At 37.9% G+C, this 15,614-nt stretch carries 14 protein-coding genes; 9 read left to right on the forward strand and 5 right to left on the reverse strand.

Features of this window, described 5'->3' with window-relative positions:
- Positions 1-85 precede the first annotated feature (85 nt).
- Together BUA97_RS05010 and BUA97_RS05015 are read left to right on the forward strand one after the other, a co-directional pair.
- Entirely contained in the window at positions 86-1,555 is a 1,470-nt protein-coding gene (locus BUA97_RS05010; RefSeq protein ID WP_072996722.1) for an alpha-amylase, read from the forward strand.
- Positions 1,556-1,599: 44 nt separating this feature from the next.
- A complete protein-coding gene (locus BUA97_RS05015) occupies positions 1,600-2,184 on the forward strand; it encodes an AbiV family abortive infection protein (RefSeq protein ID WP_175546172.1) in 585 nt (194 codons plus the stop codon).
- 52 nt (positions 2,185-2,236) lie between these two features.
- Here the strand turns inward: BUA97_RS05015 and BUA97_RS05020 are convergent, their stop codons facing one another.
- The 3 genes from BUA97_RS05020 to BUA97_RS05030 form a co-directional block, all read right to left on the reverse strand.
- Positions 2,237-4,630, reverse strand: coding sequence for an aldehyde dehydrogenase family protein (locus BUA97_RS05020; RefSeq protein WP_072996724.1), 2,394 nt, complete (start codon positions 4,628-4,630; stop codon positions 2,237-2,239).
- 79 nt (positions 4,631-4,709) lie between these two features.
- The gene (gene deoC / locus BUA97_RS05025) at positions 4,710-5,708 is read right to left on the reverse strand and encodes a deoxyribose-phosphate aldolase (RefSeq protein WP_072997211.1); all 999 of its coding nucleotides are present in this window, start codon (positions 5,706-5,708) and stop codon (positions 4,710-4,712) included.
- Between the two features lie 162 nt (positions 5,709-5,870).
- The gene (locus BUA97_RS05030; RefSeq protein WP_072996725.1) at positions 5,871-6,341 is read right to left on the reverse strand and encodes an Lrp/AsnC ligand binding domain-containing protein; all 471 of its coding nucleotides are present in this window, start codon (positions 6,339-6,341) and stop codon (positions 5,871-5,873) included.
- Positions 6,342-6,758: 417 nt separating this feature from the next.
- Here BUA97_RS05030 and BUA97_RS05035 point away from each other — a divergent pair, with 417 nt between their 5' ends.
- Positions 6,759-9,590 (forward strand): alpha-amylase family glycosyl hydrolase, encoded by a 2,832-nt coding sequence (locus tag BUA97_RS05035; RefSeq protein ID WP_072996726.1) that lies wholly within the window; start codon positions 6,759-6,761, stop codon positions 9,588-9,590.
- A 62-nt stretch (positions 9,591-9,652) separates the two neighbouring features.
- Here BUA97_RS05035 and BUA97_RS05040 read toward each other — a convergent pair whose 3' ends face one another.
- Complete coding sequence (locus BUA97_RS05040; RefSeq protein WP_072996727.1) at positions 9,653-10,183, reverse strand: SRPBCC family protein; 531 nt, start codon at positions 10,181-10,183, stop codon at positions 9,653-9,655.
- A gap of 139 nt (positions 10,184-10,322) precedes the next feature.
- Here BUA97_RS05040 and BUA97_RS05045 point away from each other — a divergent pair, with 139 nt between their 5' ends.
- The 3 genes from BUA97_RS05045 to BUA97_RS05055 all read left to right on the forward strand — a co-directional run bounded on the left by BUA97_RS05045 (position 10,323) and on the right by BUA97_RS05055 (position 13,500).
- The gene (locus BUA97_RS05045; protein ID WP_072996728.1) at positions 10,323-10,928 is read left to right on the forward strand and encodes a hypothetical protein; all 606 of its coding nucleotides are present in this window, start codon (positions 10,323-10,325) and stop codon (positions 10,926-10,928) included.
- A 107-nt stretch (positions 10,929-11,035) separates the two neighbouring features.
- Positions 11,036-13,054, forward strand: coding sequence for a M3 family metallopeptidase (locus BUA97_RS05050; RefSeq protein ID WP_072996729.1), 2,019 nt, complete (start codon positions 11,036-11,038; stop codon positions 13,052-13,054).
- 68 nt (positions 13,055-13,122) lie between these two features.
- Complete coding sequence (locus BUA97_RS05055) at positions 13,123-13,500, forward strand: YchJ family protein (RefSeq protein ID WP_072996730.1); 378 nt, start codon at positions 13,123-13,125, stop codon at positions 13,498-13,500.
- Positions 13,501-13,567: 67 nt separating this feature from the next.
- Here the strand turns inward: BUA97_RS05055 and BUA97_RS05060 are convergent, their stop codons facing one another.
- Entirely contained in the window at positions 13,568-13,813 is a 246-nt protein-coding gene (locus BUA97_RS05060; RefSeq protein WP_072996731.1) for a VF530 family protein, read from the reverse strand.
- A gap of 131 nt (positions 13,814-13,944) precedes the next feature.
- On the opposite strand from BUA97_RS05060, the gene BUA97_RS05065 reads away from it, so the two are divergent.
- From BUA97_RS05065 to BUA97_RS05075, 3 genes are read left to right on the forward strand one after another with little or no spacing between them, the layout of a single operon-like run.
- A complete protein-coding gene (locus tag BUA97_RS05065; protein WP_139258231.1) occupies positions 13,945-14,598 on the forward strand; it encodes an SGNH/GDSL hydrolase family protein in 654 nt (217 codons plus the stop codon).
- Complete coding sequence (locus tag BUA97_RS05070) at positions 14,598-15,125, forward strand: YfiT family bacillithiol transferase (RefSeq protein ID WP_072996732.1); 528 nt, start codon at positions 14,598-14,600, stop codon at positions 15,123-15,125. The genes BUA97_RS05065 and BUA97_RS05070 overlap by 1 nt, the downstream gene beginning before the upstream one ends.
- 15 nt (positions 15,126-15,140) lie before the next feature.
- Positions 15,141-15,542: a lysozyme inhibitor LprI family protein gene (locus BUA97_RS05075; RefSeq protein ID WP_072996733.1), complete on the forward strand. Its 402-nt coding sequence runs from the start codon at positions 15,141-15,143 to the stop codon at positions 15,540-15,542.
- Positions 15,543-15,614 lie beyond the last annotated feature (72 nt).

Below are 15,614 nucleotides of genomic sequence, written 5' to 3' on the forward strand. Positions count from 1 at the left end.
ATTGAGTCTTTTTCCCAATTCCTTGGCTTAATATTTTCATAGAACGAAACATCAAATCAAACAATCTGAAAAAAACTACAATCTTATGAACGGAACTATGATACAATTTTTCCATTGGTATACCGATGGAGATTCTTTTCTTTGGAAACACACCAAAGATTCTGCACAATATCTTTCTGACTTAGGAATTACAGCAGTATGGCTTCCGCCTGCCTACAAAAGCACTAATGGCGGCTACTCCGTTGGTTATGATCCCTATGACCTGTTCGATCTGGGAGAGTTTGACCAAAAAGGAGGCATCCCTACAAAGTACGGCACCAAGGAAGAATACAAAGATGCAATAAAAACCCTGAAAGAAAAGAATATCCAGGTAATCGCCGATGTTGTTCTCAATCATAAAGCCGGTGGTGACGAGTTGGAGAAATTCCGTGTGGTAAAAGTAGACGAAAATGACCGTGAAAAAGTAATTTCTGATGTTTTCGAAATTGAATCTTATACTAAGTTCACATTTCCCGGCAGAGGAGAAACCTATTCCAACTTCAAATGGGATTTTACCTGCTTTTCCGGAGTAGATTATGCGGAAGGTTTAGATAAAGCCATCTATCAGATTTTTAATGATTTCGGCGATGGTTGGGATGACATTATTGATAATGAAAAAGGAAATTATGATTACCTGATGTATAATGACATCGAACACAGAAATCCGTTCGTTCGGGAAGAACTCAATCATTGGGGTAAATGGTACCACGATCAAACCGGTTTTGATGGTGTGAGGCTGGATGCCGTCAAACATATTTCGCCGGATTTCTATAAAGAATGGTTGACGTTGTTACGTTCCAACACCGGAAAAAACATATTTGCCGTTGGAGAATATTGGGCACCTGGAGAATTACCACTTTTGGAAGCTTATATAGATTCTACTGAAGGCTGCATGAGTCTTTTTGATTCTTCCCTGCATCACAATCTGCATGATGCTTCCAAAAACCCGGATTATGACCTGAGGAATATTTTCAATGAAACGCTTGTCGCATCTCATCCGGATAAGGCAGTGACCGTGGTTGACAACCATGATACGCAGCCACTCCAGGCTTTGGAAGCACCTGTAGAGACGTGGTTTAAGCCAATTGCATATGCTCTGATTTTATTAAGAAAAGATGGCTACCCTTGTGTTTTTTATCCGGATTTATACGGAGCTAGTTATAAGGATCACGGAAAGGACGGGAATGAATATGAAATTTTCCTTGATAAAGTAAATGCAATTGAAGAACTCATCAAAGCCAGAAAAGATTTTGCGTATGGCGAACAAAGAGATTATTTTGATGATGCGCATTGTATTGGCTGGACCCGTGAAGGCGATGATGAACATTCCGGCTGTGCTGTTATTTTGAGCAATAAAGATGTGAATCAAAAATCTATGGAAATGGGACAGCGCTATGTCGGGAAAACGTTTTATGATTTTACCGGACATATCCAGGATAAAATCACGATCGATGAAAATGGCTGGGGTAATTTTCCTTGCCCTGCCGGGAATGTGAGCGTTTGGGTGAAAGTATGATAATTTAGTTTTGGATTATTACATTTGTCTTAAACTATTTGGATGTGGAAAAAGAATTTCTGAGAGGTTTAGAATTATGTATAATTAATTCTAAAAATTTTTTTGATGATGCAAAAATATTAGATGATAATAAGCGAATAAGAGCTTATACCTTTTATCAACTTTGTATTGAAGAGTGTGGTAGGTTTTACTTAATATATAATTGTTTAGATGAATATTATGCTGGAAAAATAAAAGCTAAAGATTTAAATTTTGGCAGGTTAAAAAAAAGTTTTGAATCGCACACATCTAAAACACATTTAAATATCCAAAATTTAATAATTAATAGTTTAGTTTTTATTGAGATGTCGAATTTTGAAAACAAAAATGAAATTGAACACTTATTACTAAACAATTACAACGAACTTATTAATTTAAAAGAAGAACTAAACTCATTAAAAAATGACAGTTTATATGTTAGTTTTAAAAATAATAAGTTTATTTTACCTGATGATAAAATATCATTGTATAAATTTCAAATAATAAAAAATATAGCAAGGGTTAGCTTGAAAGCTCTGCTGATACTAAAGGAGTTTTATGAATCTAAGGGAGGATTTAAAAATATGAAACTAAAATATGTTCCAGATTAGATCAAAATAAAAAACCTCTCAAAAAATTCGAGAGGTTTTGTTATTTAAAATTTTAAGCACCATAAGGAATCCAGATGTTTTTGATTTCGGTGGCGTGGCGCAGGAATTCTTCACCTTCGCCCTGAGCATTGTCCAGCCAGTTTCTGTATTTTCCGAAATTCAGCCAGGTACGTTTCATGCTGTCTGCCGCCAAAAACTCAACATCTTTGCAACCTTCTTTGGTTCCGAAATACCAAACACCATCTATATTATAATGTTTCGCCATTTCTTTTGCCAGCTCATCCTTATGCCCGGTTACGATATTTACCGTTCCGCCCGGAACATCAGATGTCTCAAGGATTTGATAAAAATCGGTTGCAGAGAAAGGGTGCTTTTCCGAAGGAATCACCACCACATTATTTCCCATTGCTATCGCAGGAATTACCGTTGAGATAAATCCTAGCAAAGGATTTTCGTCCGGACAAACAATTCCCATTACACCAACTGCTTCCGGCATTGCCAGCGTCACCATTCTCTGAACCGTTGAATGTGCCTGTCCGTCATATTTATCAGCAAAAGCCGCATAAGTATAAATTCTTTCAATTGATTGTTCCACTTCTTCCTCAGCCGACTCCAGGGATTGATTCGTCATTTCCACAATTCTTTCCGCAAATTCTTCCGAACGGATCGCAAGGTTTTCAGCAATGTAATATAAAACCTGTGCTCTTGCGTGGCCGGTCATTCCGGCCCAGGATTTTTCTGCGTGTGCTGCTTCCACTGCATTTCGGATATCTTTCCGGTTTCCTTCGGACACTTCGCCGATATATTCTCCGAAAGCATTCAGGACGTTCAGACTATAACCGCCGTCCGGACGAGTTTGTTTTCCGCCAATGTATAATTTGGAAGTTCTGTCGATATCTTCCAGAATTGATTTTGATTTCTTACCTGTTTTTGACTTTACAGCTTTCTGAATGATTGGTTTTGAAGAAAACTCGTCTTCAATTTTTGGTTTCGTATATTCATATAAACCTTCTCTTCCACCTTCTCTTCCGAATCCGGATTCTCTGTAACCTCCAAATCCTGCTGATGCATCAAACTGATTGGTACAGTTGATCCAGACTGCTCCGGCTTTTACTTTCGGTGCAACATCGAGAGCCAAATTGATATTTTCCGTCCATATGCTTGCAGCCAAGCCATATCTTGAATTATTCGCCAAAGCCACTGCTTCATTATGAGAACGGAAAGTCATTGCCACCAAAACAGGCCCGAAAATTTCTTCCTGAGCGATGGTTGCAGACGTGGAAACATCTGTAAATAAAGTTGGCGGATAATAGAATCCGTTTTTAGGAACGGCATTATTAGCCTGATAGATTTCACAGCCTTCGCTGATTCCTAATTTTACCAATTTATCGATGGTTTTGAATTGCGTTTCATCCACAATGGCGCCCATATCGATTGCTTTGTCCATCGGATTTCCGACACGGAGTTTGCCCATTCTCTCCTTTAGCTTAGCATAGAATTTTTCGGCGATGCTTTCCTGAACTAATAACCTGGATCCGGCGCAGCAAACCTGCCCTTGGTTGAACCAGATCGCATCCACAATGCCTTCGATTGCAGAATCCAAATCGGCATCTTCGAAAACGATGAATGGTGATTTTCCACCTAATTCCAGAGAGATTTTTTTGCCGCTTCCGGCAATTTCTCTTCGGATGATTTTCCCTACGTTGGTAGAACCGGTGAAAGCAACTTTGTTCACATCTTTATGATTGACCAAAGCAGTTCCAGCAACCGTTCCTTTTCCAGTCACGATATTAAAAACGCCTTTCGGAAGTCCTACTTTTTCACAGATTTCAGCAAATAACAATGCTGTCAATGATGTGTATTCTGCGGGTTTCAGAACAACTGTATTTCCCATTGCAAGAGCCGGAGCTACTTTCCAGGCGAGCATCATCAACGGAAAATTCCAAGGGATGATTTGCCCGATGACGCCGACTTCTTTATAATCCCTGAGTTCGGTTTCCATCAGTTTTGCCCAACCGGCGTGATGGTAAAAATGTCTTACAACGATTGGAATATCGATGTCTCTTGTTTCACGAATTGGTTTTCCGTTGTCCAGCGTTTCCAAAACAGCAAACAGTCTTGAATGTTTCTGGATTTGTCTCGCAATGGCGTACAGAGATTTTGCCCTTTCAAAACCACCTAAAGCTGCCCATTTCGGCAGTGCTTCTTTTGCGGCTTTTACGGCTTTATCCACATCCTTTTCATCAGCTTCCGCAAATTTTGCAAGCAGTTCTTTGTTAGCAGGATTGTGAGAATCCATATATTTTTTGGAACTCGGTTTTGTCCATTCTCCGTTAATGAACAAATCGAAAGTTCTGTTGTGAGATTCCAGATAATCTACAGCCGGAGCTGCACTTTCCGGAGCGGGACCGTAAACCATTGTATCGAATATTTCTTTTATTTCCATCTTTTATTGATTGATGAATGATAGTTGATGATTGATTAATTCAAAACTCTGAATTCAAAATTTTGAATATTGAATTTAATTACGCCATCGGATGACGATATCCTGCGGAATAGCTTCCCGTCACATAATGCTCAAGCTGTCTTTCAATATCGCCTAAAAGGGAACTTGCCCCGAAACGAAAAAGTTCAGGATTCAACCATTCGTCGCCCAATTCTTCTTTAATGAGAATCAGATAATCCAAAGCCTGTTTTGCTTTCTGGATGCCGCCTGCTGGTTTATAGCCTACCTTTACACCTGTCAATTTATAATAATCCCTTATGCAGCGGATCATCACGAGACTAACAGCTAGTGTTGCATTCACAGATTCTTTACCTGTAGAAGTTTTTATGAAATCGGAACCGGCCATCATTGCTACCCAGCTTGCTTTGGCCACCTTCGTGTAGGTCGGGATCTCGCCTGTTGCAAGTATGGTTTTCATATGCGCATCGCCGCAAGCTTGTCTGCAAAGTTTCACTTCATCATACAATTCCTTCCATTTGCTTTCCAAAACCAAGTCTCTGGAAATCACAATATCGATTTCTTTTGCACCAGCCGCAACGGATTTTTTAATTTCTGCAATTTTTTCTTCAAGTGAATTCTTACCTGCCGGGAAACCTGTAGAAACAGCTGCAATCGGGATGTTACTTTCTTCCAAAGCTTCTTTCGCATATGGAATCAGGTTATGATAAACACAAACGGCTCCTGTTGTGAGATTGGCATTCGCCATTCCCAGTTTTTCCAATATATCGTGACGAACAGGATTTCTGGCCTTCTCACCAAGACGAAGCACATTTCCGCGAGTATCATCTCCGGCCAATGTCGTAAGGTCAATCATTGAAATAGCTTTCAAAAGCCAGGCAGCCTGATATTCTTTTTTCACGCTTCTTCTCCCGCCCAATGTGTTCACACGGCGTTCGATTGCACTTCTGTTGATGTTGATCTCATCAAAATATTTTTCATTGTAAGGAATTCCTTCATTTCTTTCCAAAGTGTGGGAAGATGTAGTTTGAATTCCGTTTTTTTCCAGAACTTTTGTCATAGAAATCATGTTTTAATTGAATCTCAATTGAGACTGAGAGGATTGTAAATTTAACAATTATCTACAAATGTTTTACATCAATAAAAAAAAATTTAAAACATTCATAAAAAAAACACATCCGGTTATGAATGTGTTATTGTATTATTTAATTTTTTTTCTGAGTTACACTTTCAGCTGTCTGCTAATGCTCTGTTCCAGTGAGATGAAGGTCTCTGTTCTGGTAACGCCTTTCAACTTCTGTATCTTGTTCAGGATCTGCATGAGATGATCATTGTCTTTGCAAAGCACTTTAAGGAATATGGTATAATTCCCTGTTGTGTAATGTGCTTCCACAACTTCGTTTACAAGATCCAGGTTTTTAATCGCATCCTGATAGTGGCTTGGCTGCTCCAGGAAAACACCGATGTAAGACACTACTTTGTAACCAATCTTTCTTGGGTTAAGGAACGAGATAGAATTTTCTATAACGCCTGCCTGCTCCAGTTTTTTTATTCTTTGGTGAACCGCTGTAGTTGAAATACCTACATGCTTTGATATATGTGCAAGCGATGTTTTCGCATTGTCCATTAGCATATAAATAATTTCTTTATCAACTCCGTCCAGATGATAGCCAGATTCTGATACACTCTTCATAATTTATATTTAATTTTGATTTATATTCTTGATTAAAACAAACATTTAATTGACAATAATACGAAGTGAAATTTACAATAAATAAAAAAAATTTACATAATCTTCTTATTTCATCAACATAAATGTTTATTATTTTTTTATTGGTCGTAAAATTATAGAAATTTATACGAATTATAAAAATATATTAGTAATTATTTTATCATTGGCAGCAATTATGTTTAAACAAAGATAAGGATGAAAATGTATTCTGAGTCAATTTTTAGTTCAGTCAAAATCGATTAAACATTTAAACCTCAAATATTTTCTTTAAAATAAATTACTGAAATTCAATTTATTGGCAATAATAATTTTCCCAAAAATAAAAAAAAATATTATTATAAAAAAAGTTTATATTTAGCCTTAATATATATAGACCTTATGAAAATTTTTTATAACCTGATCGCATTTTTTATTGCGATCTCAACTTTTGCGCAGCAACAGACTGTGACATCTTCCATCAGTCCTACAAATTTTAATGAGGACGAACCGATTACCATTACCTTTAACGGAAGCAGCATCAATGAATCTGCCTGGGGTATTTTAAACAATACACTTTACCTCTGGGCTTGGTCTTATGACATCAATGATGCCAACAGTCAGGATTGCCCGACCAACGGAACGTGGAACTCTTCCAATGAAGCGAACAAACTGACTTACAACAGTGGGAATGACACTTACACAATTACTTTTGTTCCGAGGACTTTTTATAACAGAACAGGAATCGGACGAATCGGCTTCCTGCTGAAAACCAAAACAGGGAACGGTCAATCTCAGGATATTTATTCTGAAGTCGGCAGATTCCAGTTTTTAATCAGTTCTCCAAGCAACGGCTCTGTCAGCTTTATAGGTGCGAATAGTAATTTTGACATCCAATACAGCACTTCCCTGCCTGCCAACTATGTAGTAAAATCAAACGGCAATGTTATTTACACAGCCAGTAATGTAACCAGCATCACGACTTCTCCGGCAATCACAACTGACAATCAGATCGAATTAACTGCTACAAATACAGCTTCCGGAATTACACTGACTTCTAATTTCACTATCTCGCCGACGCCTGCTGTACAGACTGTAGCCATTCCTTCTTATATGAGGCAGGGAATCAGCTATGATCCTAATGATCCTACAAAAGTCGGTCTTGCTTTATATGCTCCTTTTAAGAATTATGTTCATGTTATTGGAAGCTTTGATGACAATAAATGGCAGGTATCCACAAACTATCTGATGAAGCGGGATACATCTAACCCGGATTTGTATTGGATTGAGATTACCGGACTAACGCCGCAGAAAGTTTACACTTTTCAGTACCGTACAAATGACGGTGTAAAAGTGGCCGACCCTTACTCGACACTTGTGCTATCTCCAGATGATGATCCATGGATTTCTTCATCCACATACCCGAACAAACCTGATTATCCTTCAGGCCAACAGTACGACGTGTCTGTGATACAGACTGCAAAACCTGCTTATAACTGGACAGTAACCAACTTTCAAAAGCCTGCAAAACAAAACCTTATAGTTTATGAAGCTTTGGTCAGAGATTTTACCGAAGGGAAAAACTGGCAGGCCATGATTGATAAAATCCCATACATCAAAGGATTAAATGTAAACGCTATCGAATTAATGCCTGTTATGGAATTTGACGGAAATAATTCCTGGGGATACAATCCTGGATTTCATCTGGCACTGGACAAGGCTTACGGAACACCGGAAAAGTTCAAAGAGTTTATTGACAAATGCCATCAAAATGGTATTGCGGTGATTCTTGATGTTGCGCTCAACCATGCTTCTGGCAGATCTCCGTTGGAAAGACTCTGGTCAACGAGTCCAAATGGCGGGTATGGAGACGTTGCCGCCAATAATCCGTATTTTAATCAGGTTGCAAAACATGCTTACAGTGTATTTTATGACTTCAACCATTCAAAACCTGAAACCAGATATTATGTGAACAGGGTCTTGGAACAATGGATTTCTGAATATAAAATCGACGGATTCCGTTGGGATTTAACAAAAGGGTTTACTCAAAATTGTACTCCTTCTGACGAAACGTGTACAGGAAATTATCAGCAGGACAGGGTCGATGTCCTGAAATTATATTCTGACTACCAATGGTCTCATGACCCTAATTCTTACATCATTTTTGAACATTTGGGAGGAAATGCAGAAGAAAAAGAATGGGCTAACTACAGGATAAATGAAGGAAAAGGCGTAATGATGTGGGATAATTTGGTTAATCCATACAATCAAAACACAATGGGTTACGCTTCTGACAGCAACTTCAACAGAGTTGATTTTAGAAACCATACATTTTCTGAAAGACGAAATATGAGTTATGGCGAAAGTCACGATGAGGAAAGACTGATGTTCAAAAATTTGGCTTATGGAAATGCTAATGGGTCTTACAGCGTTAAAGATCTGAACACGGCTCTTGAAAGGCAAAAAGCATTCGGTGCAGTATTCTTCACTGTTCCTGGTCCGAAAATGATCTGGCAGTTTGGAGAACTCGGATACGAATTCAGTATCAACCGATGTGAGAACGGCACCATCAGCAATGATTGCAGAACATCCCCGAAACCAGTGGCTTTTACTTTAGCTTACGATACCAATTCCAACAGAAAAGCATTGTATGACACCTGGGCAAAAATACTGGCAATCCGATTATCAAGTCAGGTTTTTGACACCACAACTTTCACAGTAGAATCGGGAAATCTGTTACCTAGAATTTTTGTCTGGAATGATGCGTTACCATCAAACACTTTGAAAAATGTAGTTGTAGTTGCTAACTTTACAACCACTGCCCAGACAGTAACACCTAATTTCCCTTACACAGGAATCTGGTACAACCTGATGGACAATTCTTCCATTTCTGCAAATTCAACGACTACTGTAAACCTACAGCCGGGAGAATTCAGAATATTTGGAAATCAAACAGCTCTGGCTACGGACGATACTAAAATCGATGCTGACAAAACATCATTACAAATCGTTCAGAATCCTGCAACTGGCGGATTATTGAAAATCAGATACAACAAAGCTAAAAATGGAAAAATCAACATCTATGACCTAAACGGAAAATTGGTGAAATCTTTCGGCCTGAAATCTGCAAAAGGAGACGAGACATTCTCAGTAAACGGAATCGCAATCGGGAATTACCTGGTACAGTTAAAATCAGATGAAGGTCTGGCGGTTTCCAAACTCATCATTAAATAAGACAAAATAATTTTTCAAATCAAATGAAAAACGCCTCAGCTAGCTGGGGCGTTTTTGGTTTCTTATTTTTCAGAAAGTGCTTTCAGTTTTCCCAGACCTTCCGAGAACGATTTGTTCATCTGCCAGGTCATCATCGGTTTCATCGGTTTGAAAAGTGTTTCGATTTCATAATCAATATTCCAGGTTACCTTAGTTCCGGAACCTTCCGGCACCAAAATTAAATCAGAAGTTGCATTGTCATCCATTGGTTGGATGAAATGCATTTTTGTCTCCACTTTTTCATGTGGAACAATCGCTGTGATTTCCTGTTCGCCTTCGCCTACATCATCATTTCCTTTCCAATGGTAGCCATCGCCGACATCACCACTATTTCCACGGTAAGTGACGCTCAGATTCGGGTCCATTTTCATCCATGGATTCCAAGTGTTGAAGGCTTTCATAGAATTTACATTCTGCCATACTTTTTCTTTTGGTGCATTGATGACGATAGATTGTTCATTATGACATTTGCTGTCAAAAAACAATATGGCGATCAAGCAATAAGCAATAATGATGGCCACGATGACACTGATAATTTTCAGGAATTTCTTCATAATTCACATAATTTGGGTTATAACAAATGTAAATAGAATTTCAATTTAAAAACTTGCCCTGTGACAATTTCTCATAAAAAACAATTTTTCAATCATCACTTCTCAATCATTTATAAATACATTTGCAAAAACAATAACTATGAGAATCAAAATTACTGTCATCACTTTTTTCATTTTTGTAATAACATTTTCTCAGAAAACAAATCCTGTTATTTATGGTGATTTAGGAATTGGTTATGCAAGGGATTTAACAAAAAACGGCGGCATTTTACAGTACGGAAGTCTGAACTATCAGAACAGGAAAAACTTATTTACATTCCGGTATTCTGAAATTAATCAGTTAGGCGTTTCTTTTCTTAATATGGGGTTATTAGCCTTTCCGATTCTTTCCAATGATATAAAAATGGAAGAAATCGCAATCCTGTACGGACGAAGATATATTGATGATAACTTTTCTTATAGCTTTTCCGCAGGTCTTTCCACTAACAATTATGTACAAAAGTTTAAAACGGAAGACGGCAATTATTACAAGGACAAATCCCAGTACATTGGCGTTCCTTTTGAATTCGGAATCAAATGGTTTAAGAAAAACAAGAGTCCCTACAGAATATACGAACTGATTCCTGTTGGCAAACCGATAGGTCTGGGGAATAGTGTCGGGTTCAAACTTCTCGGCAACATTTCAAAACACAGTTATGTAGGAATCGGCGTTGATTTTGGAATTGGATATCACAAAGAATACTAAAAATTTTAATTAACCGTACATTTTACAAAGTAGTAAATTTGTCATATATTCATTTTTAGGTACTAAATTTGAGACTTTAAAACTCATATTAAATTCTCAACTAAAAAATGAATCCACTTTTAGAAAAATTCAAAACCAAATATACTTCATCACCTTTCAGCGACATCAAAGAAGAGCATTACCTTCCTGCTTTTCAGGAATTAATCAAAACTTCCGAGAAAGAAATCAACGAAATCACCAGCAATCCGGAAACGCCAACTTTCGAAAACACTATAGAAGCAATGGCTTTTTCCGGCGAACAATTGGACCGGGTTTCCAGTATTTTTTTCAACCTAAATTCGGCAGAAACCAATGATGAGATTCAGAAAATCGCACAGGATGTTTCACCTTTGTTGACAGAATTTTCTTCCAAAATTTCTCAAAACGAAAAATTATTTGAAAGAATCAAAAACGTTTATGACCAAAAAGACACTTTGTCACTGAACGATGAACAGGAAATGTTACTCAATGAAACTTATAAAGGTTTTGTGAGAAGCGGTGCATTGCTCAATGAAGAAGATAAAAAGAAACTGGAAAAAATCAATATGGACTTGTCCGTCAAATCGCTTCAGTTCGGGCAAAACGCTTTGGCTTCAACCAACGCTTATTTCAGACATATCACAGACAAAGAAGAGTTAAAAGGAATCCCGGAAGCGATTCTTCAGCAATACGAGGAAGATGCGAAGGAAAAAGGACTGGAAGGTTACGTGATTACGTTGCAATATCCAAGTTATCTTCCGGCAATGACTTACGCAGAAAACCGTGAATTGAGAAAAGAATTAGCTTTAGCAAACGGGAAAAAATCGTTTGACGGTGGCGAATTTGACAATCAGAATCTCATTAAGGAAATCGTAAAACTTCGTCAGGAAAAAGCGGAATTATTAGGTTATAAAAACTTCGCCGATTTCGTTTTGGAAGAAAGAATGGCACAATCGCCAGCCAAAGTTTTCGAATTCCTGAATGAACTTTTAGATAAAGCAAAACCTTACGCTCAGAAAGAAATCGAAGAACTGAAATCTCTCGCAAAAGCCGACGGAATTGACGATATCCAAAGTTATGACCACGCTTTTTATGCTGAGAAATTAAGAAAACAAAAATTTGATATTGACGATGAAGAACTGAAACCTTATTTCCAATTGGAGAAAGTTCAGGAAGCGGTTTTTGGTTTGGGAAAGAAATTATTCGGATTAGAATTTACTGAAATCAACAATATTCAGAAATATCACGAAGACGTAAAAACATACGAAATCACGGAAAACGGAAATTACAAAGCCTTGCTTTACGCCGATTATCATCCGAGAAAAGGAAAACGTGCCGGCGCCTGGATGACGAGTTATAAAAATCAATACAAAAAAGACGGTGAAAATTCTCGTCCGCATATTTCTGTTGTTTGCAACTTCACAAAGCCAACCAAAGACACGCCAAGTTTATTGACTTTCCAGGAAGTGACAACTCTGTTCCACGAATTTGGACACGCACTTCACGGCGTTTTGGCAGACACGCAATATCCGAATCTCTCGGGAACTTCCGTAAAATGGGATTTTGTGGAATTGCCTTCTCAATTTTTGGAAAACTATTGCTATGAACCGGAATTTCTGAAAACCTTCGCCAGGCATTATCAAACCGGAGAAGTTCTTCCAACCGAAAAAATTGAGAAATTATCACAGAGCAAATCCTTTATGGAAGGTTATCAGACGTTGAGACAACTTGGTTTTGGACTGTTGGATATGGCTTACCATACTGAGGTGGGAGCATTGGAGAATAAAAGTGTAAAAGAATTTGAAGTGGATAAAACTGCGGCAACCAATCTTTATCCGGCTAATCCGGAAACGGCAGCAAGTCCTAGTTTCTCGCATATCTTCCAGGGCGGTTATTCGGCGGGGTATTATTCTTACAAATGGGCCGAAGTTTTGGATGCGGATGCGTTTCAGTATTTCAAAGAAAACGGGATTTTCAATCCGGAAATTGCTGAGAAATATAAAATACTTTTATCTTCCGGCGGAACAAAAAACCCAATGGATTTGTACAAAAGCTTCCGCGGAACCGAACCGAAAGTGGAGAGCCTGCTGAAAAGAGCATTCGGCTAAAAAAAATGACAAGTATGAGATTGGAACATTCAGATCTCATATTTTCTTCTGACTTTAACCTCTAACCAATGAATTGTCCCTGCTGTTCCGGAAAATCTTACGAAGATTGTTGCCTGCCTTATCACACCAAAGAAAAATTCCCGCCAACTGCGGAAGCTTTGATGCGTTCCCGTTTTTCGGCTTTTGCGATCCCGAATGGCGATTATCTTTGGGAAACGACCTTGCCTGCGAAAAGGCAGTTTCATAATAAAAATGGCTTACAGGAATGGGGAGAAATCAATGAGTGGACAAAATTAGAAATCATCAATAAACCGGCAGATTATAAAGTCGAGTTCAAAGCTTTTTATACGGATGAAGATGGAAATCCGCATGTTCACCACGAATTGTCAAAATTCAAAATGATACAAAACCGTTGGTTTTATGTGAGTGGAGAATTTTTGGATTAATTATTTTCAACCACAAAAAGGCAAAAAAGTTTTTATTGAAAATTCTTTTGTGCCTTTTGTGGTTATTTTATTCTTTTGATTGCTTTTTCTTTTGTCTCAAAACGTAGAGATATAAACTTTCCACTTTTGCCCTTGCCCAATCGGTTTTTCTGAGAAATTTTAAAGAAGAACTGACGCTCGGGTTTTCGCCGGTGAAACATTTGATGTTAATTTGTTTTCCCAATTCGCCGTAACCTTTGTAATATTCCAGCAATTCCTCAAGGATCGCGTCCAGTCTTTTTCCATGCAAAGGATCTTTTGAAGTGTTTTCCATATTGTAAAATTATCGATTTTCTTAATTAAACCAAAAGTCACAAAGTTTTATCCCATTTCTTATATGACTTTTGCGGTAAAAATAAATCTTATCTACCTTAATTCATATATTTGATCATCAAAATTAAAAATATGAAATTCTTAACCTTTGCATCTATTATTCTTTCACCAATGCTATCATCTCAGGACTTCGCCAATTACGGCAGATACGAAAAACAAAACCAGGAAGTGCTTTCCAAAAACATTGCGCCAAACTCAGTATTTATGGGCGATTCTATCACAGAAGGCTGGTTTTCCACAGACCCCGGATTTTTTACTGAGAATAATTTTGTGGGACGTGGGATCAGCGGTCAGGTAACTTCGCAGATGCTTCTGAGACTCAGAGAAGATGTGATCAAACTGAAGCCGAAACGTGTCATCATCCTTGCGGGAACCAATGATATTGCAGAAAATCAGGGACCGATCTCTTTGGACAAAGTGTTTGGCAACATCGTTTCTATGGCGGATCTGGCAAAAGCCAACAACATAAAAGTAATTTTATGTTCTGTTCTTCCTGCTTACGATTTCCCTTGGAGAAAGGATCTGCAGCCTGCGGATAAAGTCATTGCTCTGAATAAAATGATAAAAGATTACGCAGTCAAAAATAAAATCACTTACGTCGATTATCATTCAGCATTGAAAGACGACAAAAATGGTTTGCCAAAAGAAATCGCAGAAGACGGCATTCATCCCAACAAACTGGGTTACGAAAAGATGGAAGCCATCCTGATGAAGAGTCTGAAATAATGGATTTAGAAGAATTAAAATTCCCAATCGGAAAATTCGTAAAACCAGAATCAGTTAATAAAGAGATCATCGATTCTGCAATTTCGGAAATTGAAAACTTTCCAAAGCTTGTGAAAGATCAGACTCAAAATCTCAGCGAACAAGATTTACAATTGAGATACAGACCTGATGGTTGGACAATATCTCAAGTCGTTCACCATTGCGCCGATAGTCATATCAACAGTTATATGAGGTTCAAACTGGCATTGATGGAAAATGTTCCCTCCATCAAACCTTATGAGGAAAGTCTTTGGGCAGAATTGCCGGACAATCAATTGTCGCCGTTGGTTTCGTTGCAGCTTCTGGAAGCTTTGCATGCGAGATGGGTTTATCTTTTGAAAACGTTGAGTGAGGAAGATCTGAACAAAGAATTCATTCATCCGGAACAATCGGCAAAGGTTTCCCTCAAAGAAAATATTATGATTTACAGCTGGCATTGTCAGCATCATTTGGCGCACATTCGTCAGGCGAAGGCATTAAGATTTTAACTAAAAATTAATTTTATGAAAAAATCAGTTTCGTTATTATTTATTCTTTTATTCAGTGTTTTTTCTTTTGCTCAGAGTCAGATTGATGTTGAGTTAAAAAAATGTTTAGGGAAGGACGATTCTACGGCTAATCAAAGAAATTGCACCATTTCTGCACAGAAATCCTGGGATAAGGAACTGAACAAATACTATCAATCCATAAGCAAAAAACTTTCAACATCAGGAAAAAAAGAATTGCTGGAAGCTCAGCGAAACTGGATTTCATTCCGCGATTCTGAATTCAAATTGATCGACAAATATTATTTCGAAGTCAAAAAAGGAACTATTTTTCAGGTGATTGCTGAAAACAAAAGATTAGAAATCATCAAAGAAAGAGCGTTACAGTTGAAAGAATTTGATGAGCAGTTTGATTATTAGATACTCCATTACTAAAAATACTTTCTTCTTATACAGCCAGGCAAAGATGCCTGGCTGTATTGATTTTTTCCG

Source organism: Epilithonimonas mollis (genome assembly GCF_900142325.1).
GTDB classification, from domain to species: Bacteria; Bacteroidota; Bacteroidia; order Flavobacteriales; family Weeksellaceae; genus Epilithonimonas; species Epilithonimonas mollis.